Origin of the sequence: Spiroplasma endosymbiont of Eupeodes luniger (genome assembly GCF_964019525.1) — a bacterium.
Lineage (GTDB): Bacteria > Bacillota_I > Bacilli_A > Mycoplasmatales > Nriv7 > Nriv7.
Genome location: NZ_OZ026453.1, coordinates 358,899 through 377,136, shown reverse-complemented (window position 1 = coordinate 377,136; position 18,238 = coordinate 358,899). Strand labels below are relative to the sequence as shown.

36 protein-coding genes, 1 tRNA gene and 1 riboswitch are annotated in these 18,238 nt (G+C 25.5%); of the genes, 12 read left to right on the top strand and 25 right to left on the bottom strand.

Annotated features, from left to right (window positions below; genetic code table 4):
• Positions 1 to 186: 186 nt before the first annotated feature.
• From AACK86_RS02245 to AACK86_RS02160, 19 genes are all read right to left on the bottom strand, one after another.
• Positions 187 to 699 carry a hypothetical protein gene (locus tag AACK86_RS02245; protein WP_338982338.1) on the bottom strand — a complete coding sequence of 171 codons (513 nt, stop codon included), beginning with the start codon at positions 697 to 699 and terminating at the stop codon, positions 187 to 189.
• The gene (locus AACK86_RS02240; protein WP_338982336.1) at positions 672 to 926 is read right to left on the bottom strand and encodes a hypothetical protein; all 255 of its coding nucleotides are present in this window, start codon (positions 924 to 926) and stop codon (positions 672 to 674) included. Before AACK86_RS02240 ends, AACK86_RS02245 begins: the two co-directional genes overlap by 28 nt.
• 74 nt (positions 927 to 1,000) lie before the next feature.
• A complete protein-coding gene (locus AACK86_RS02235) occupies positions 1,001 to 1,504 on the bottom strand; it encodes a hypothetical protein (RefSeq protein WP_338982334.1) in 504 nt (167 codons plus the stop codon).
• 36 nt (positions 1,505 to 1,540) lie between these two features.
• The gene (locus tag AACK86_RS02230; protein ID WP_338982332.1) at positions 1,541 to 1,786 is read right to left on the bottom strand and encodes a hypothetical protein; all 246 of its coding nucleotides are present in this window, start codon (positions 1,784 to 1,786) and stop codon (positions 1,541 to 1,543) included.
• Positions 1,787 to 1,795: 9 nt separating this feature from the next.
• The gene (locus tag AACK86_RS02225) at positions 1,796 to 2,122 is read right to left on the bottom strand and encodes a hypothetical protein (RefSeq protein WP_338982330.1); all 327 of its coding nucleotides are present in this window, start codon (positions 2,120 to 2,122) and stop codon (positions 1,796 to 1,798) included.
• A gap of 13 nt (positions 2,123 to 2,135) precedes the next feature.
• Positions 2,136 to 2,348 (bottom strand): hypothetical protein, encoded by a 213-nt coding sequence (locus AACK86_RS02220; RefSeq protein WP_338982328.1) that lies wholly within the window; start codon positions 2,346 to 2,348, stop codon positions 2,136 to 2,138.
• Positions 2,349 to 2,559: 211 nt separating this feature from the next.
• Positions 2,560 to 3,006 carry a hypothetical protein gene (locus AACK86_RS02215; protein ID WP_338982326.1) on the bottom strand — a complete coding sequence of 149 codons (447 nt, stop codon included), beginning with the start codon at positions 3,004 to 3,006 and terminating at the stop codon, positions 2,560 to 2,562.
• A complete protein-coding gene (locus AACK86_RS02210) occupies positions 2,976 to 3,122 on the bottom strand; it encodes a hypothetical protein (RefSeq protein WP_338982325.1) in 147 nt (48 codons plus the stop codon). Before AACK86_RS02210 ends, AACK86_RS02215 begins: the two co-directional genes overlap by 31 nt.
• A gap of 31 nt (positions 3,123 to 3,153) precedes the next feature.
• Entirely contained in the window at positions 3,154 to 3,390 is a 237-nt protein-coding gene (locus tag AACK86_RS02205; RefSeq protein WP_338982323.1) for a hypothetical protein, read from the bottom strand.
• 15 nt (positions 3,391 to 3,405) lie between these two features.
• Positions 3,406 to 3,591 carry a hypothetical protein gene (locus tag AACK86_RS02200; protein ID WP_338981507.1) on the bottom strand — a complete coding sequence of 62 codons (186 nt, stop codon included), beginning with the start codon at positions 3,589 to 3,591 and terminating at the stop codon, positions 3,406 to 3,408.
• Positions 3,592 to 3,667: 76 nt separating this feature from the next.
• The gene (locus AACK86_RS02195) at positions 3,668 to 3,880 is read right to left on the bottom strand and encodes a hypothetical protein (protein ID WP_338982321.1); all 213 of its coding nucleotides are present in this window, start codon (positions 3,878 to 3,880) and stop codon (positions 3,668 to 3,670) included.
• A gap of 329 nt (positions 3,881 to 4,209) precedes the next feature.
• The gene (locus AACK86_RS07115; protein ID WP_338982644.1) at positions 4,210 to 4,602 is read right to left on the bottom strand and encodes a transposase family protein; all 393 of its coding nucleotides are present in this window, start codon (positions 4,600 to 4,602) and stop codon (positions 4,210 to 4,212) included.
• Complete coding sequence (locus AACK86_RS07110) at positions 4,587 to 5,039, bottom strand: transposase family protein (protein WP_422398277.1); 453 nt, start codon at positions 5,037 to 5,039, stop codon at positions 4,587 to 4,589. Before AACK86_RS07110 ends, AACK86_RS07115 begins: the two co-directional genes overlap by 16 nt.
• A 65-nt stretch (positions 5,040 to 5,104) precedes the next feature.
• Positions 5,105 to 5,374, bottom strand: coding sequence for a hypothetical protein (locus AACK86_RS02185; protein WP_338982316.1), 270 nt, complete (start codon positions 5,372 to 5,374; stop codon positions 5,105 to 5,107).
• Between the two features lie 118 nt (positions 5,375 to 5,492).
• Positions 5,493 to 5,682, bottom strand: a riboswitch (cobalamin riboswitch).
• A gap of 130 nt (positions 5,683 to 5,812) precedes the next feature.
• Positions 5,813 to 8,200, bottom strand: a complete 2,388-nt coding sequence (lon, locus tag AACK86_RS02180; protein WP_338982314.1) for an endopeptidase La — start codon at positions 8,198 to 8,200, stop codon at positions 5,813 to 5,815.
• A gap of 80 nt (positions 8,201 to 8,280) precedes the next feature.
• Complete coding sequence (gene tig / locus AACK86_RS02175) at positions 8,281 to 9,561, bottom strand: trigger factor (RefSeq protein ID WP_338982312.1); 1,281 nt, start codon at positions 9,559 to 9,561, stop codon at positions 8,281 to 8,283.
• Positions 9,562 to 9,651: 90 nt separating this feature from the next.
• A complete protein-coding gene (locus AACK86_RS02170) occupies positions 9,652 to 10,404 on the bottom strand; it encodes a hypothetical protein (protein WP_338982311.1) in 753 nt (250 codons plus the stop codon).
• Positions 10,405 to 10,435: 31 nt separating this feature from the next.
• A tRNA-Arg gene (locus AACK86_RS02165) sits at positions 10,436 to 10,512 on the bottom strand.
• A 351-nt stretch (positions 10,513 to 10,863) separates the two neighbouring features.
• Positions 10,864 to 11,157 carry a hypothetical protein gene (locus AACK86_RS02160; protein ID WP_338982309.1) on the bottom strand — a complete coding sequence of 98 codons (294 nt, stop codon included), beginning with the start codon at positions 11,155 to 11,157 and terminating at the stop codon, positions 10,864 to 10,866.
• A gap of 106 nt (positions 11,158 to 11,263) precedes the next feature.
• Between AACK86_RS02160 and AACK86_RS07105 the strand changes: the two genes are divergently transcribed.
• From AACK86_RS07105 to AACK86_RS02150, 3 genes are all read left to right on the top strand, one after another.
• Entirely contained in the window at positions 11,264 to 11,716 is a 453-nt protein-coding gene (locus AACK86_RS07105) for a transposase family protein (RefSeq protein WP_338982632.1), read from the top strand.
• Positions 11,701 to 12,093, top strand: a complete 393-nt coding sequence (locus tag AACK86_RS07100; protein WP_422398338.1) for a transposase — start codon at positions 11,701 to 11,703, stop codon at positions 12,091 to 12,093. The genes AACK86_RS07105 and AACK86_RS07100 overlap by 16 nt, the downstream gene beginning before the upstream one ends.
• Positions 12,094 to 12,187: 94 nt before the next feature.
• Complete coding sequence (locus AACK86_RS02150; protein WP_422398337.1) at positions 12,188 to 12,568, top strand: transposase family protein; 381 nt, start codon at positions 12,188 to 12,190, stop codon at positions 12,566 to 12,568.
• 153 nt (positions 12,569 to 12,721) lie between these two features.
• Here AACK86_RS02150 and AACK86_RS02145 read toward each other — a convergent pair whose 3' ends face one another.
• The 5 genes from AACK86_RS02145 to AACK86_RS02125 form a co-directional block, all read right to left on the bottom strand.
• Complete coding sequence (locus tag AACK86_RS02145; protein ID WP_338982306.1) at positions 12,722 to 12,883, bottom strand: hypothetical protein; 162 nt, start codon at positions 12,881 to 12,883, stop codon at positions 12,722 to 12,724.
• A gap of 69 nt (positions 12,884 to 12,952) precedes the next feature.
• A complete protein-coding gene (locus tag AACK86_RS02140) occupies positions 12,953 to 13,363 on the bottom strand; it encodes a hypothetical protein (protein ID WP_338982304.1) in 411 nt (136 codons plus the stop codon).
• Between the two features lie 58 nt (positions 13,364 to 13,421).
• On the bottom strand, positions 13,422 to 13,898 hold the full coding sequence (locus AACK86_RS02135; protein WP_338982302.1) for a hypothetical protein: 477 nt from the start codon (positions 13,896 to 13,898) through the stop codon (positions 13,422 to 13,424).
• A 138-nt stretch (positions 13,899 to 14,036) separates the two neighbouring features.
• Positions 14,037 to 14,606, bottom strand: a complete 570-nt coding sequence (locus tag AACK86_RS02130) for a hypothetical protein (protein WP_338982300.1) — start codon at positions 14,604 to 14,606, stop codon at positions 14,037 to 14,039.
• A 25-nt stretch (positions 14,607 to 14,631) separates the two neighbouring features.
• A complete protein-coding gene (locus tag AACK86_RS02125; RefSeq protein WP_338982298.1) occupies positions 14,632 to 14,847 on the bottom strand; it encodes a hypothetical protein in 216 nt (71 codons plus the stop codon).
• 120 nt (positions 14,848 to 14,967) lie between these two features.
• Between AACK86_RS02125 and AACK86_RS02120 the strand changes: the two genes are divergently transcribed.
• From AACK86_RS02120 to AACK86_RS07080, 9 genes are all read left to right on the top strand, one after another.
• Positions 14,968 to 15,180, top strand: coding sequence for a hypothetical protein (locus AACK86_RS02120; RefSeq protein WP_215826178.1), 213 nt, complete (start codon positions 14,968 to 14,970; stop codon positions 15,178 to 15,180).
• 164 nt (positions 15,181 to 15,344) lie between these two features.
• Complete coding sequence (locus AACK86_RS02115; protein ID WP_338966950.1) at positions 15,345 to 15,575, top strand: hypothetical protein; 231 nt, start codon at positions 15,345 to 15,347, stop codon at positions 15,573 to 15,575.
• 15 nt (positions 15,576 to 15,590) lie between these two features.
• Positions 15,591 to 15,833, top strand: coding sequence for a hypothetical protein (locus AACK86_RS02110; RefSeq protein WP_338982296.1), 243 nt, complete (start codon positions 15,591 to 15,593; stop codon positions 15,831 to 15,833).
• Positions 15,834 to 15,864: 31 nt separating this feature from the next.
• Positions 15,865 to 16,041, top strand: coding sequence for a hypothetical protein (locus tag AACK86_RS02105; RefSeq protein ID WP_338982294.1), 177 nt, complete (start codon positions 15,865 to 15,867; stop codon positions 16,039 to 16,041).
• Between the two features lie 39 nt (positions 16,042 to 16,080).
• Positions 16,081 to 16,533, top strand: a complete 453-nt coding sequence (locus tag AACK86_RS02100; RefSeq protein WP_338982292.1) for a transposase family protein — start codon at positions 16,081 to 16,083, stop codon at positions 16,531 to 16,533.
• Positions 16,518 to 16,634, top strand: a complete 117-nt coding sequence (locus AACK86_RS07095; RefSeq protein ID WP_422398336.1) for a hypothetical protein — start codon at positions 16,518 to 16,520, stop codon at positions 16,632 to 16,634. Before AACK86_RS02100 ends, AACK86_RS07095 begins: the two co-directional genes overlap by 16 nt.
• A 39-nt stretch (positions 16,635 to 16,673) precedes the next feature.
• Positions 16,674 to 17,126: a transposase family protein gene (locus tag AACK86_RS07090; RefSeq protein ID WP_338982632.1), complete on the top strand. Its 453-nt coding sequence runs from the start codon at positions 16,674 to 16,676 to the stop codon at positions 17,124 to 17,126.
• Entirely contained in the window at positions 17,111 to 17,341 is a 231-nt protein-coding gene (locus AACK86_RS07085; protein WP_422398335.1) for a transposase, read from the top strand. The genes AACK86_RS07090 and AACK86_RS07085 overlap by 16 nt, the downstream gene beginning before the upstream one ends.
• A 21-nt stretch (positions 17,342 to 17,362) precedes the next feature.
• Entirely contained in the window at positions 17,363 to 17,503 is a 141-nt protein-coding gene (locus AACK86_RS07080; RefSeq protein WP_422398276.1) for a hypothetical protein, read from the top strand.
• A gap of 257 nt (positions 17,504 to 17,760) precedes the next feature.
• Here AACK86_RS07080 and AACK86_RS02090 read toward each other — a convergent pair whose 3' ends face one another.
• Positions 17,761 to 18,060: a hypothetical protein gene (locus tag AACK86_RS02090; protein ID WP_338982291.1), complete on the bottom strand. Its 300-nt coding sequence runs from the start codon at positions 18,058 to 18,060 to the stop codon at positions 17,761 to 17,763.
• Positions 18,061 to 18,238 lie beyond the last annotated feature (178 nt).

Below are 18,238 nucleotides of genomic sequence, written 5' to 3'. Positions count from 1 at the left end.
AATATTGATAAAACCGCTCGATTTTACCGTTACTCTGTGGCGAACAAATCGGTGTGGTTTCGTGGACAATTCCGTTCCTCGAAAGAAAGGTTGTAAAAGGCCTTTCTTTTACTTTTTACGATTTTTTATTACTTCAGTTAGTAGTAGTAAATTCTGGAGCATTATCACTTCTAATTCGCTTAATTTCTATTCCAAACTTCTTAAAATCATATATATTGCTCTTTGCACGGCGTTAATCGCATTATTAGTTCCTAAACTATCATAAACATAACCAAATACTATGCGTGTCATTTTGTCAATAAAATCATAAATATAATTTTTTTTATCAACCGGAAAATTTGATGTAGTAATAATTTTGGCATCCATTTGTAAAAGACCAATCTCGGAGACTTCATAACGCTTAAAATGGCGTTTTGTTTGTTTGATTTGTTGTTTTAATTCTTTTCAACGAGGGTCAGATTTGATTCAACGATAAAAAGTTTTGATATTTTTTGGAACTTCTGAATTTTTAACATCGTGAAAACCAATTTTTAAATTGTTAAATAAAGACCACATTCCGCCGGCTTGAAGATTTTTGTAATCAAAATATAAATCACATACTTTTTCATGAGAATTTAAACTATATTGATAATTAAGATTTTGTGGTTTTGTAGTTTTAAACAATAACAAATCTAAATTATCAGAATAATAAGCGGTCATAATTTTTGTGCCCAACGATAAAAGCTTTTCGTTGCATTCTTAAAATATTTTTTAATAAGTTTTGTTAAGGTGATTTCTTCAATATAGAAATAAGTACATAAATTTAAATATGCAGTAATGCGTTTTTTAGTTTTATAGTAATAAGGATTACGGCACTTAGCACTTAGTCAACTTTGAATTTTTGCTTTTAAATCTGCTAAATCAGCTTGGGAAATAATATATTTCATTTTTAAACTCCTTAAATTAAGAAAATTGCATTACAAAAAATACGATTTTCAAGAATATTTATTAAATTACTAAATTAATGAGACACAACGGCGGAAAAGGATATTATATTTCATCTCTGTGAGTAATTTTGATTAGAAAATGTAATTTTAACATCAACGAGTTTATCAATATTATATCTCTCATAATAAGAACCGCCAGGAACATTGCCCTTAACAACTTTTGTTGCATTAGATTTATAAAAGTCTTGAACCGCTTTTTTAGTTGAAGAATCATCATATCTAAAACCATATTCAAAACCTTCAAAACCGGAATTAGGGACAACAATATCAGAGGGCAATTGATTTTTAACATTGCTAATATCTATAGCGGTTGAATTAAAACTAGGAACTATAGTTAAATAACTATTTGAAATTTCGGAAAACTCTAATTTACAATTATCGACACATTGACTAGGATTGGTGGCTCGTTTTTTCCGTTTCATAAAGAATTGTTCCATATTAGGTTTTGGTGGTTGTTTTGTATCAAAGAAGGCACCTAGAGGGACTAAACCAACAAAAACGATACCTAACCACGACATAAATTTATACATATCTATTTGTCCTTTCTTTTGCGTTTAACTTCTTAAAATAAAGTATATTGTTGATAAAATACAAATCCTTCCTAAAATTTGGAAAATTGGATGTTGAGAAAATAACCTTTTCATTGGTTTAAACAAATCTAAAATTTTAATATTATTTGATAAAACTTTATTAAAATATTCTAAACCTTCACCCACATAGGCTCATAAAGCTAAAAAGTCGTTTAAAGCAAAAATAGAAAAAACAGCAACAAGAATAAATAAAATTGTTAATTTAAACATTTTAAAAACCTACCTTTTTATTCGCCGTCCGTGTTGGTTAACTCACGGTCTGTTTTTAGAACTATTACCACTAAATTTCTTAATTGGACCACTAGATGATTGCTTCTTAGTTCCTCAATTAGCAACTGATTTTCGATATTTTTTACGAAAACCAACTTTTGGTCGTTCGATATGAATACCTAAAATGCCACCAATTACAATATTTATCACAAGCATAATTAGCGGAAAAATAATAATGCGAATATCTGTCCCGGGAATAGTTAAAGTTCAAATTAAATCAAAAACTTTATAAAACATATCGCCAATCAAACTAGCCATTTTTTCTAATTTTTCCATTTTTTAAACTCCTTTACTTGTTTTTCTTATTCAGATTGTTTTTTAACTTAGTAAGTATCTTACTGAATTTTTCCATTTTTAAATATTCTAATGTTTCAATATCCATTACATTATCATTTCAAAATTTATGTTGATAATTATCATTCAAAGCACGATTACTTAATTCACGCAAGAATGATAAATATTTATTATCATAAAGGTTTAAAATTGACATCGGAATTTTCAATTTAAAGAAATAAATGTCTAATTCCGGAATGCTACGATACTTGATTTTGCGACCTTTTTTATCATTTTTAGCATTAATCAGAGTTAATCGTCATTGTTCGTATTCGCTTACTGATTTAAAAGTGCCGTAAATAACTTGTAAATAGGGCCGGAAAATACTAACTGGTTTTTTTCTAATACCAACAATTATTGAATTCGCAATATCACGAACTTTAACTCATATATGTTCAGCTCGTTGTCCGCTTGGTAATATGATATGGGCAAATTTGGCGAGCCGAAGCGAAATATTCTTGTAAACCTTGGGTTACTCTATCATTTTCTTTATACTCAGTTCCTTCTAAAAATAAGTTAGTTTCATCTCATAACAGTAAATGCTTTTCATCTAAAATTGGATAATTATAATCTAAAAGTGACATATGCCCTAATGAAAGCATTTGTTTATCTGTAATCGGAAAAGTAGAAATCGTTTTTCAACCACTTAATAAGTAAGAAGCTAAAACCATTAAAGCGGTTTTTCCAGTTCCTAAAGCACCAATTACTAAATTTAAAGGTGAATTTAATAAGAAATTAATAAAACTTCGACGAGCAAAGAAATGAGAAATTTTAGTATATAAAATATACAAAGCAATTAATAAATAATATCAAATAACATTCGTCAACTTTGGGGATTATAATAATGCAAAATCGCACCATAAAATCACGCAATAATAAATAAAGTGCGATTTAAAGTCACAAAATCATATAATCTTAAATTTATTTTTTTAAACAATAGCATCACTTAAATCACACTTTCTTTATTTTTATTACTATCTGCCGAGCATTAATTTTTCAAGCATTTTGAAAGCGATTAAAAATAAACCAATAATCACATCAAGCAAGAAAACTCAATATGTAGCAAAGAAATTAACGACATTTGGCATATTACCACCAATAATATCAGTTCAAATATTACCGAACGCTGTAATTAATGCTTTTCATAAGTTAGTAACCGCTTGTTCGCCAGTAATTTTTGCTGGTGCATCGGCCAAGAAAGTTCCAATCATATAATCACCCCCCTTCTAAACGAAATATGATTTAACCTTATAAAATAAAATAACCATAAATAAGATAATGAATACTAATACCATTCAAAAGGCAATATTCGCTATTAAAAGTCAAAGTAGTTCTTTGGCTAAATCAATTTCTTTACCAGAAACTCACGCCGGAATAATTTTAATTTGAATAAATAAATCTCAAAAATACAACTTGGGGTGGTAAATCAGCAGTTGGATAAATTAATTCAATTAATTCAATAATTATTTTTTTAAACATTTTCTAAACCTACTTTTTAATTTCTTTTTCATCTTGTTCTAACAAATTTCGTTTAAACTTTGCAATAAATATTCGTTGTGCATAAGTAAAATCTTTTGGCAACTGTTTTGCTTCACCGCCATATTTCTTTTTATCTTTAAAAAAAAGATAAATATTAACCGCAATATAGTATGCTAGTAATAATGTTAAAATTGTAAAGAATACTAGCCCAAATATACTCATCTTTCTTTTCTCCTTAATTTTCTAATTTTTAATTGTTATTTTAAATTGCAATTTTTCTTTTATTTTTTAACTCCTAATCCTAATTTTTCATTTTTCTTAGTTGATTTCTAAATCTTAAACTTTCTAATGAAACATAATTTGCACTTTCAAAGTCTATATAATAGACTTCTTGCATAACCTATTAAAAAATTACAAATATTTGTAAAAAGACAGTAATAGAAAAATATAATTTTAATTAATTATGTCTTTTATCTAAAAAATTAATATTTTGCCACAACAAAAAATGAATTTATTATTTAAATTCTTTAATTTTAAATAAATCTTTTATGTTAAATTAATAATTGCAAATTATAAATTGAGGCAATTAAATTAAATCTTAAACCAAATCTTTTTCTACGATTACGATATTTTTCTGTCATAATTTTAAATTTTTTAAGAATAGCAAAAATATTTTCAATAATAATTCTCATTTTTGAAACTAGTCTATTATGTTGTTTTTGTGCTTTATTTAAATGGTTTTTCTTTGTTTTCTTTGTAGGTATTAGAACATTATTGTGAATTTTTTGTATTCCTTGATAACCACTATCAACTATTAATTTGGTATTTTTTAAAATTGAGATTTTTGATTCTTTAAATAAAGCATAATCATGTTTTTTCCCAAGTGAAAAACTTGTTGCAATAATTTTTCTGGTTTCTTGTTCGATAATTACTTGTGTTTTAATGGTGTGTTTTTTCTTTTTACCAGAATAAGATTGTTTTTGTCTTTTTTTGGGCGTTGGATTGGAGTTTCGGTAGCATCAATAATAATAGTTTTATCATTAAAATAATCATTTATTAGTGCTTTTTTACTAGCAAGTTGTTGAAAATCAGAGTTTTTAATTAAAATATCTTCAATTCACTTGATATTCCGATAACAATTAGCTTCACTAATTCCGAAATTTTTACCAAGATGAAAATAAGTCTGATATTCTCGTCAATATGATAAAGTCATCAATAATCTATTTTCTAGTGATAATTTATTAGTTTTACCACCTTTTTTAAATTTTTCTATTTCAGCTACTTGTAAAATATCTAACATTTTATTAAAAGTGGATTTTTTTATTCCTGTTAATCTTAACCATTCTTTATCATTAAGAGTATTAAATTTATTATTTTTCATATTTTGATATCCTCATAAATTATATTTTATAAGAATATTTTAATAAAAAAGGTATCGCAAGAAATCTAATATACTAAATTTCAAGTACTAAAACCATATAATAACATTATTGACAAGTTAAAAATAGTAACAATAAAAATACTATCTCGTAAAGAAAAATAAAGGGTATATAAGCACAGCAAAAATGATACTAATTCTACACCCGCAATATTACCTAATAAAAATTTTACACAAATAACCATTGCTGTTAAAAATGATAATAAAACTAGTTTTTTAACACAATAACTATCTTCTTCAATGCTAACTACTGTTGATTTAAAAATATTTAATTTCATCATTGCCTCCTGACTATAAACAAAAACCACCACTAGGTGATGGTTTAAGATTAAAAAATAAATTTTAGAAGTAGTCACAAATTAAAATCATTTTTTAATAACTCATCCCCAGGAGAATTAAATAATTTTTTCTAAGGTAGGTCTCCTGACTTAATTTCAACCACTAATTATGCCTTCTCAAAAATAACTTTTCAATGACTTATATAATTAATGTCAATATTACAGTTGCTGGGACAGTTTTAGAATCACACTAAATTCCCTTTTAATAATTACATTAAATACAATTAACCTTATAAAAAATATTTTTATTTATAAAGTACTCTTACAATAAAAATAACTAACTCACATTTATTTTTAAAAAATATTTTAAAAATAAAATAATCATAATATAAAAAAATACTATAAAGAATTTCTTAATAGTATTAATTATCTTCGTAATTAAGCAGCAACTGCTACAGCATCAGTAATAACATCAGTGGATGCTATTGTTGAATTAGAATTAAAAATAAAGTCATATACTTCTTCATAATGTTTAATCGGAATAATTTTTAATTCATTTAACACCTCATTAGGAATATCATCTAAATCTTTCATATTTTTATCAGGTATTAAAATTGTACTAATCCCACTGCGATGAGCAGAAATTGATTTTTCTTTTAAACCACCAATTGGTAAAACATTCCCTCGTAAAGTTATTTCCCCAGTCATTCCAACATCACTAGATACAGGTCTTTTAGTTAAAGCAGAAATTATTGCTGTTGTTATTGTAATCCCCGCTGAAGGTCCATCTTTAGGTACTGCCCCCTCAGGAACATGAATATGAATACCATTATTACTAAAAAACTTGGAATCAATATTAAACTTCTTACTATTAGCTTTTAAATAATCCAAAGCAATATTTGCTGATTCCTTCATAACATCACCTAAAGTTCCTGTTAAAACTAACTGTCCTTTACCTGAAAAGAAATTTACTTCTATTGAGAGAATATCGCCACCAAAAGCAGTATATGCTAAACCAGTAGCAACACCAATTTGAGCTGTTCCTTCTTTTTCAGTATATTCAAACTTATGTTTACCTAGATATTGCTTAACCTTTTCAATATTCACTAATTCATCACTTAAATGTTTAGCTAAATAACGAACAATAAACTTTCTCGCAATTTGATGCAAATATCGCTCTAACTGTCGTACACCAGCTTCACGAGTATAATATTTAATAATTTCTTTAATTGCACCATCTTCAAATTTTAATAACTGCTCATTTAAACCATTACCTTGCAATACTTTAGCAATTAAATGATTTTTAGCAATTTCCATTTTTTCAATTTCTGTATAAGATGATAATTGAATAATTTCCATTCGGTCTAATAATGGTTCAGGAATATCTTCCATATAGTTAGCCGTAGCAATAAACATTACTTTTGATAAATCATAATTTTCTTCTAAGTAATGATCAGAAAACTCAAAATTTTGTTCTGGGTCTAATACTTCCAACATCGCACTAGCAGGGTCACCACGATAATCATTAACCATCTTATCAATCTCATCAAGCAAAAATAAAGGATTAATACTTTTAGCTCGTTTCATTGATTGGATTATTCTTCCTGGCATTGAACCAATATATGTTTTTCGATGACCACGAATTTCTGATTCATCACGAACACCACCTAATGATAACTTCACAAAATTTCTTCCTGTTGCTTCAGCAATTGACTTAGCAAGTGATGTTTTTCCTACTCCGGGAGGACCTACTAAACAAATAATTTGTCCTTTTAATGATTTAGTCATTTGTTTAACAGCTAAATGTTCAATAATTCGTTCTTTAACTTTTTCCAAACCATAATGATATTTATCTAAAGTTTGTAAAGCAAATGGTAAATCCTCAATTTCTTCCTTTTCTTCATGTCAAGGAATCTCCATTACCCAATCAATGTATGTTCTAATAATATTAGCTTCACTTGATGCTTGTGGCATCATTTCATAACGATTAATTTCTTCCTTAACACGAACTTTAATACTCTCAGGAAATGGTTCTTTTTGAAGACGATCTAAATATTTCTTCATCTCATTACTATCGTCATCAATTTCACCTAACTCTTCTTTAATTGCTTCAAGTTTTTCTCGTAAATAAAATTTCTTTTGCTGTTCATCAATTCTAACTTTAATTCTTTCAGAAATATTTTGATCAATTTCACCAGTTTGCTTGCGACTATTAACATTATCAACTAAAAGATTCAAGCGTTGTTCAACATTCAACTCTTCTAAAATAGCTTGTTTTTTATCTAACGGTAAAAAAGGTAAAAACTGTGCTAATGTATCAATTACTTCTCCGGGACTACTATTAATATTTACCTTAATTTCTTGTAAGATATCTTCAGGAAGACCTTCTTGCATTTCCAATAATCCTGTTAAATTATTAGTAATTTTTTGAACTAATTCTTCAACACTACCTTCATGATTTGATTCTAAAACCTCAATATCACTTTCATAATAAGTACCATTATCTTTTAAATTCAGTAATTTAACCCGATTAAGTGACTTAAAATTAACCGTAAACGAACCTTCTTCTCAAACTTTTTTTATTTTTAAATTAGCAATAACTCCAACATCAAATATTTCATCAATTGTTGGTTCATCATCTAAAGGTTTTTTTTGTGATACTAAAATAACTTGATTATCAAAATTATCCTTAGCCACTTCAATAGTCTTTAATGATTTATTACGACCAATTTCTAAAACCTGCTCAAATCCAGGATAAATATAACTACCTCGTGTAACCAAAACAGGAATATTTTCCAAAGACTTTATTTGTTCTTTATCTATCATTATGATACCTCCATAAAACAGATTTACTTAATTATATAATAAAAATTTAGCACTTGCAATATTAAAGTGCTAAATCTATTTTATCCATTATTCTCATAAAGAAAATTTAATAACCTACGATGTTTTAAACCTTCTTCAACAATACTAGTATCCATAATTTTTTCTTTAGCTTCTTCTGGTGTCATCTTATAAAACTTAGCAAACTCAATAATTTCTTGTTCTACCTCATCATTACTAACTTGAATTTTTTCTTGCTTCATAATTTCTTGTAAAATTAAATAATTACTAATTTTTGTTTTAGCGTCACCTCGTAACTGTTTTTTAATATCTAATTCAGTTAATTTAGTTAACTTCAAATATTCTTTTAAATCAATATTTTGTTCTTTTAACTTCTGCTCAAATTCACCTTGAAGATTTAATACTTCTTTATCAATAATTGATTGAGGAATATGAATCGTTGCTGTTTTAGAAATTTCTAATAATAAATTATTAATAAACTCATCTTTAATTTTTTCTTCATTTTCCTTAATCAAATTTTCTTTAATAAAATTTTTTAATTGTGCTAAATCTTCAATACCATCAATATTAGCATCTTTTGCTAAATCATCATTAATTTCTGGAACAATCTTATTTTTAACTTCTTTAATTTTAACTTTAAAAGTTACTTCTTTTCCTGCTAAATCTGGTTGTAAATAATCCTTAGGAAACGATACAAGTAAATCCTTTTCTTCACCAGCCATCAATCCAATCATTTGTTCTTCAAAACCAGGAATAAACTTTTTTGAACCAATTTCTAAACTAAAATTTTCAGCTTTTCCACCTGCAAAAGACTTACCATCTTTAAACCCTTCAAAATCAAAAATAACAACATCACCATTAGTAATCTTATCTTCTTTAATTTCTAAAATAACTGATTTTTCTTGTAACTGACTAAGTGCCCGATTAATATCCTCATCATTAACAATATTTGCCATTTTCTCAATTTTTATATTTGTATATTTTTCAACTTTAACTTCCGGTTTTAAATCAAATTCAAAAGAAATAGTATATTTTTCCATTGACAAAGCATTAATATTCCAACTTGGCTGATTAAAAGGTTTTAATGGATCATCTTTTAATAAAGCAAATTTTCACGCTTTATCAGCTGCAATATCATGAGCTTCATTCAAAATTTGTGCTTCACTTAAATATTTTTGTACCATTGCTTCTGGCACTTTGCCTTTACGAAAACCTGGTATTTGTAAACGGGCTTTTAACTTATTTGTTACCTTTTCAATAATATCTTCTCATTCTTCTTTTTCAAATTCAATAATATACTTTCCTTTATTTTCTTTAATATTTTTTTTACTTGTAAATTTCATCAAATATCCTCCTATATTTCAACGATTTAATTATACCCTTGATTAGTTACTAAATGCAATTAAACTTTAACAAATATCCAATAATAAATCTTAAAAAATTTGTTCTTTTTCAATTTGTAATAAAAATCTTTCAGTAAGAACAACATCAGTTTTTAAACTTTGACAAATCTGTTCTAGCTTACAATCATCATCACCTTGCATAATTTGTGCTTTATAAATAATAGCACTAACTACCGCAGGAAGATCCGCCATTAATGGCAAATTAGGATACTGACTATATCAATAATTTTCTCATAAGTATCAACAAACCTGTTCTAAACTAGGATTATCATTATAAACAAAATTACTTAAAATAGTTTTAACTTTTTTAGTACATTCATCAAGATGAAATTCAGAAATCAATATCGGATTAACAAAATACTGACCATGTGTTTTTTGAACAATAAACACCTCATCAATATCTTGTCTTTTTAAAACTATTAACAAATGCGTTTTATTTTCATTTCTAAACAACAAATTTTTTAGATAATCTCGTAATGTTGATAATATTTTTCTAGCATTTTGCTGTTCTAAAAAATTAAACGCTACTAAATGAATTTCTTCATCAAACGGATTATTAATAATTTCTTTAATTGTCTCTAAATCTCATTGCTTAATATTTGGTTTTTCTTTTGTTAACTGTTGAATTTCATCATAAAGTTTAATAATTTGTTGTTCATATTTTTTTGGTATATAAGGTAAATCTAATTCAAATTTTAACTTAACTTTCGCTTGTTCATATTTTTCATTAGCAATTAACTGTTCAACTTCTTTAATAAAAAAAGTATAATATTTATTATTCATTAAACTTATTCACCAACATTTTTATTTTAAATGGCGCCCATGAAGAGACTTGAACTCTTGACCCTGCGCTTAGAAGGCGCATGCTCTATCCAACTGAGCTACATGGGCATATTTTATACTACATAAAAAATAATAACATTATTATCTTTAAACTGCAATTATTTTAAATAAAATGATGGAGTAAAGTTTATTGGGGTTATTAGATTATGTTTTGAAAACTAATTCTTATATTTAAGAATTAATTGCAACTATGAGTATGGAACTCATCAGACTTTTCTTTTCACAAAATAATTATAACCTAAAAAGTATTTTTAAATATTAAATTCTTATTTACTAATTATAATGGTCATACAAATCGTCATATACTCAGTGCAAATGCTTTTTTTATGCGGAAGAATTTTTTACCACACCACTGCCTTGCAAATAGTATTCCGGAACATTTTTTACCGTTCAATTGTTTTACTTTAGGTGATTAACTTCTTCGAATCTTTCATCTTCAATTTCCTGTCGTAGTAAATTTACCGGATTAATACCGTTAATGTTAGCGATATGGACATGCAACATATTTTTGAATGTTCTTATGTTAAAAATTTTACCACCATAACTTAGTAGTCATTTAATAATGTGAGATATTTGCCCTTCAGCATTAACACCAATATTTCAACTTGCACCTTGATTAATTACGCCTTCTTTTTTAGCACGAAAGTATTTGATTAGGCTTTTCAGTTTATTTTTCTGTTCATTTTTTCACATAAAAGTATCACAATTTTTTAAAAAAGAAATTAGTTCATTAGACTTCTTGCGATACCTTTTTTATTAAAATATTCTTATAAAATATAATTTATGAGGATATCAAAATATGAACAATAATAAATTTAATACTCTTAATGATAAAGAATGGTTAAGATTAACAGGAATAAAAAAATCCACTTTTAATAAAATGTTAGATATTTTACAAGTAGCTGAAATAGAAAAATTTAAAAAAGGTGGTAAAACTAATAAATTATCACTAGAAAATAGATTATTGATGACTTTATCATATTGACGAGAATATCAGACTTATTTTCATCTTGGTAAAAATTTCGGAATTAGTGAAGCTAATTGTTATCGGAATATCAAGTGAATTGAAGATATTTTAATTAAAAACTCTGATTTTCAACAACTTGCTGGTAAAAAAGCACTAATAAATGATTATTTTAATGATAAAACTATTATTATTGATGCTACCGAAACTCCAATCCAACGCCCAAAAAAAGACAAAAACAATCTTATTCTGGTAAAAAGAAAAAACACACCATTAAAACACAAGTAATTATCGAACAAGAAACCAGAAAAATTATTGCAACAAGTTTTTCACTTGGGAAAAAACATGATTATGCTTTATTTAAAGAATCAAAAATCCCAATTTTAAAAAATACCAAATTAATAGTTGATAGTGGTTATCAAGGAATACAAAAAATTCACAATAATGTTCTAATACCTACAAAGAAAACAAAGAAAAACCATTTAAATAAAGCACAAAAACAACATAATAGACTAGTTTCAAAAATGAGAATTATTATTGAAAATATTTTTGCTATTCTTAAAAAATTTAAAATTATGACAGAAAAATATCGTAATCGTAGAAAAATATTTGGTTTAAGATTTAATTTAATTGCCTCAATTTATAATTTGCAATTATTAATTTAACATAAAAGATTTATTTAAAATTAAAGAATTTAAATAATAAATTCATTTTTTGTTGTGGCAAAATATTAATTTTTTAGATAAAAGACATAATTAATTAAAATTATATTTTTCTATTACTGTCTTTTTACAAATATTTGTAATTTTTTTAATAGGTTATGCAAGAAGTCTATTTAAAGAATCAAAAATCCCAATTTTAAAAAATACCAAATTAATAGTTGATAGTGGTTATCAAGGAATACAAAAAATTCACAATAATGTTCTAATACCTACAAAGAAAACAAAGAAAAACCATTTAAATAAAGCACAAAAACAACATAATAGACTAGTTTCAAAAATGAGAATTATTATTGAAAATATTTTTGCTATTCTTAAAAAATTTAAAATTATGACAGAAAAATATCGTAATCGTAGAAAAAGATTTGGTTTAAGATTTAATTTAATTCCCTCAATTTATAATTTGCAATTATTAATTTAACATAAAAGATTTATTTAAAATTAAAGAATTTAAATAATAAATTTATTTTTTGTTGTGGCAAAATATTAATTTTTTAGATAAAAGACATAATTAATTAAAATTATATTTTTCTATTACTGTCTTTTTATAAATATTTGTAATTTTTTTAATAGGTTATGCAAGAAGTCTAATATAGAAATAAGTACATAAATTTAAATAGGCAGTGATGCGTTTTTTAGTTTTATAGTAATAAGGATTACGGCAATTAGCACTTAGTCAACTTTGGATTTTTGCTTTTAAATCGGCTAAATCACCCTGGGAAATAATATATTTCATTTTTAAACTCCTTAAATTAAGAAAATCGCATTATAAAAAATACGATTTTCAAGAATATTTATTAAATTACTAATTTTTATTAGACATCTCGGCATAGAATGAAGTTATATAGCAAATTTGTACTAACTGAGATTTTATTAATTGAAATTTAATTTTTACATTAATAATTTTTGGAATTGTTATTAGTATACCCCCATTGTCTATACCATTATTTTTGTAAAAATTAAGAACACTTTCAATATTATCTTGGCCTTTTAAAAATAAGTTTTTCTTTTTCAAATCGTTAGGTAAAATATCATTTGGAAAATGAAGTCTATAACTACCTTCTGCTGGTGAATTAAGTCATAGTTCACTATTTAAAATTTCAGTAAAGACTAATTCATATTTTTTAAAATTATCAATAGTTGAAATATTATTACTTCTACATCCAAAAATAAACATTACACATACTAAATTTAAAGCTGATAAAAATTTTCTCATAAAGAAAAATCCTCCTTTCAAAAAAGGAATTATATTATATAATAATATTTAGAATTATTTAAGAAAATTTTTTAATTAAAATTAATAAAATTGCTAAGGGAACTACAAATTCAAATAACATCTGAAATTCCGGAATGACTTCAAACACCGGAAAAGCAGTTTTAGTAAAATTAATCGTTGTTTTAGCAATGTCAGTAATAGGGCGAATTAAAAGATTAATTCCAGAAAGACTGAGTAATCAATTTAGCACACCAACAGAAGCATGCTGAATACCACAAGATATCGCACTAAATAAACCTCAATAAGAACAGGTGGGTGTGGGAATTAAATCATCCATATTACCACTTATCCGGCCACCAATAAAAGCCGTTGAATTCAAAATGTTAAAATCGTATAAAGAATAATTATATTCAGTGCTTTCATTTTTCTTTTTATATAGCGGGAAAGTTAGCGTAAAAATATTAATCCCATACATCACATCAACTTTAGCGTTGTAAAAATGCAGTTTATTACTAGTGGCATAATTGGTTATCATACGCTTTTAAAACATTAAAATCTATTTGATAAGAGCTTCTACCAGTATTAAAACCATTGGCAATTTGTTTATCTTTAACAAAGAAATAGGAACGAAAAATCATATTCTTACTATTTTCGATTGTTGAACCAAAGTTAATTAAATACTTTTTGGGATAAAAGTAATTAAGGAACGATAGAAAAAACCCATTTGTAAAACATTTTTAGGAATTTGTTGCATCCCTTTGTAATCTAATTCTACATAAGTAGAGGCGTCCATATCAAAACTGGCATAAAAGAATTGTACAAAAAACTCACCTAAAACTTTATAAATTTTATTAAATAAATCATTAATGAAATCAATAGTTAAATCTTTTTGGTAATAAAGCATAAAATCTTTAAAATCTGATTTTAATTTATCATCATAGCGTAAAAAATGGAAGGTATTACCATAATAATTAACTTGCCCAAAAAAGGTGTTAATAAAATCTATTCCAAAACTTGTTTGTGAGCCAGATTTTCAAAGTGATTTACCATTTTCTAAAAACTCATTATTACCCACAATGCTACCATGCTCAGTTTTTATAGTAATAACATCACCAAAACTGGAAAAGGAAAGCTCTCTAAAAATAACTTCTTCAATGAAACCGGGCGGATATGAATTTTTGCGACTTAAATTAAATTTACTATTTTGTTTAAAACCATTTAATTTAATTGAAATTTCACTCATATATTTAAAATTATCATCAAAGAAATTAAAAATCGGAACTTAATATAAAATAACTATAATTAAATTTATCAAAATCTCGCCGTTGTATCATTAAATAATCTAATTTATTTTGAAACTGATTATACTGATATTCACCATCCTTTTTTGTCATTTCATTTGGTAATGGTTGCTCGTTATCTTTTTCAGACAAAGGAGGCATTTCAGCAGAGAATAGAATTTGAAAGTGCAAATTATGCTTCATTAGAAAGTTTAAGATTTAGAAACCAACTAAGAAAAATGAAACATTAGGAGTTAAAAAATGAAAGAAAAATTGCAATTTAAAATAAGAATTAAAAATTAAAAAATTAAGGAGAAAAGAAAAATGAGTATTTTTGGATTAGTGTTTTTTACGATTTTAACATTATTACTAGCATACTATATTGCGGTTAATATTTATCGGTTTTTTAAAGATAAAAAGAAATATGGCAGCGAAGCAAAACAGTTGCCAAAAGATTTTACTTATGCACAACGAATATTTATTGCAAAGTTTAAGCGAAATTTATTAGAACAAGATGAAAAAGAAATTAAAAAGTAGGTTTAGAAAATGTTTAAAAAAATAATTATTGAGTTAATTGAATTAATTTATCCAATTACCGATTTACCACCCCAAGTTGTATTTTTGTTTTCAATTTTAATAATTGTAATGCTCTTCTCGGGAATTATTTTTCTACTCTTTTGACCTTTTAAGCGGTAATTATTATGTTTTTAGTTGCTTGAAAAGATTTAGATTGAGAAATGACAAAATTATATTTTTGAGATTTATTTATTCAAATTAAAGTTATTCCGGCGTGAGTTTCTGGCAAGGAAATTGATTTAACCCAAGAACTACTTTGACTTTTAATAGCAAATATTGCGTTTTGAATGGTATTAGTATTTATTGTCTTATTTATGGTTATTTTATTTTATAAGGTTAAATCATATTTTGTTTAGAAAGGGGGTGATTATATGTTTAGAATTTTTCTTGATGGAGCAATAACACCGGTAGCAATTACTGGTGAACAAGCGGTTACTAACTTATGAAAAGCATTAATTAAAGCATTTGGTAATATTTGAACTGATATTATTGGTGGTAATATGCCAAATGTTGTTAATTTCTTTGCTACATATTGAGTTTTCTTGCTTGGGGTAATTATTGGTTTATTTTTAATTGCTTTCAAAATATTTGAAAAATTAATGCCGGGCAGATAGTAATAAAAATAAAGAAAGTGTGATTTAAGTTATGCTATTGTTTAAGAAAATAAATTTAAGATTATATGATTTTGTCGATTTAAATCGCACTTTATTTATTATTGCGTGATTTTATGGTGCGATTTTGCATTATTATAATCCCCTAAGTTGACGAATGTTATTTGATATTATTTATTTATTAGACTTTTTGCGATACCTTTTTTATTAAAATATTCTTATAAAATATAATTTATGAGGATATCAAAATATGAACAATAATAAATTTAATACTCTTAATGATAAAGAATGGTTAAGATTAACAGGAATAAAAAAATCCACTTTTAATAAAATGTTAGATATTTTACAAGTAGCTGAAATAGAAAAATTTAAAAAAAGTGGTAAAACTAATAAATTATCACTAGAAAATAGATTATTGATGACTTTATCATATTGACGAGAATATCAGACTTATTTTCATCTTGGTAAAAATTTCGGAATTAGTGAAGCTAATTGTTATCGGAATATCAAGTGAATTGAAGATATTTTAATTAAAAACTCTGATTTTCAACAACTTGCTGGTAAAAAAGCACTAATAAATGATTATTTTAATGATAAAACTATTATTATTGATGCTACCGAAACTCCAATCCAACGCCCAAAAAAAGACAAAAACAATCTTATTCTGGTAAAAAGAAAAAACGCACCATTAAAACACAAGTAATTATCGAACAAGAAACCAGAAAAATTATTGCAACAAGTTTTTCACTTGGGAAAAAACATGATTATGCTTTATTAGACTTCTTGCGATACCTTTTTTATTAAAATATTCTTATAAAATATAATTTATGAGGATATCAAAATATGAACAATAATAAATTTAATACTCTTAATGATAAAGAATGGTTAAGATTAACAGGAATAAAAAAATCCACTTTTAATAAAATGTTAGATATTTTACAAGTAGCTGAAATAGAAAAATTTAAAAAAGGTGGTAAAACTAATAAATTATCACTAGAAAATAGATTATTGATGACTTTATCATATTGACGAGAATATCAGACTTATTTTCATCTTGGTAAAAATTTCGGAATTAGTGAAGCTAATTGTTATCGGAATATCAAGTGAATTGAAGATATTTTAATTAAAAACTCTGATTTTCAACAACTTGCTGGTAAAAAAGCACTAATAAATGATTATTTTAATGATAAAACTATTATTATTGATGCTACCGAAACTCCAATCCAACGCCCAAAAAAAGACAAAAACAATCTTATTCTGGTAAAAAGAAAAAACACACCATTAAAACACAAGTAATTATCGAACAAGAAACCAGAAAAATTATTGCAACAAGTTTTTCACTTGGGAAAAAACATGATTATGCTTTATTTAAAGAATCAAAAATCCCAATTTTAAAAAATACCAAATTAATAGTTGATAGTGGTTATCAAGGAATACAAAAAATTCACAATAATGTTCTAATACCTACAAAGAAAAAAAAGAAAAACCATTTAAATAAAGCACAAAAATAACATAATAGACTAGTTTCAAAAATGAAAATTATTATTGAAAATATTTTTGCTATTCTTAAAAAATTTAAAATTATGACAGAAAAATATCGTAATCGTAGAAAAAGATTTGGTTTAAGATTTAATTTAATTGCCTCAATTTATAATTTGCAATTATTAATTTAACATAAAAGATTTATTTAAAATTAAAGAATTTAAATAATAAATTCATTTTTTTTGTGGCAAAATATTAATTTTTTAGATAAAAGACATAATTAATTAAAATTATATTTTTCTATTACTGTCTTTTTACAAATATTTGTAATTTTTTTAATAGGTTATGCAAGAAGTCTAATCAAGTAATAGTCGGCTTCGCCGACTAACCCGCTAGCGGGCTGGGCATACGCCTTTCGCACCGCTTCGCAGACCGAAGTGATTATCAATTAACTGGACAAGTTTTTTTGATTTTTTGATAATTCAATTTTTTGCAAGTTAACTTTTTTGTGGGTTTTTTCAAAAGTTAATTCGCAACTAAAAAATGATTTAACGTTTTCTTTTAACAGTTTATAAATTTCTTGTTGTTCTAGATTGTTATCATCAATTCATAAAGCCTTTTGTTCTCCGGTAGGCTCAAATAAGTCATTTTCATAACGCAAAAATTCGGCAGAATAACCTGACATCATAGAACCATCTTTATTTTTAAATATTTTTCTTTTTATACTAACTAATTTAACTTTAAACATTATTATCTAAATTCCTTTTACTTTTATTTTTTAAAATTTTTTTAATATGATTAATAAATTTTTTCTCACAAGCAACATGCAAATATCGTTTATCACTAAATAGATGTAAACACCAGCGACATATTTTATAATTTATCTTTCCTTTCAAAATTTAAAAACCCTTTTCATCGCAAGAATT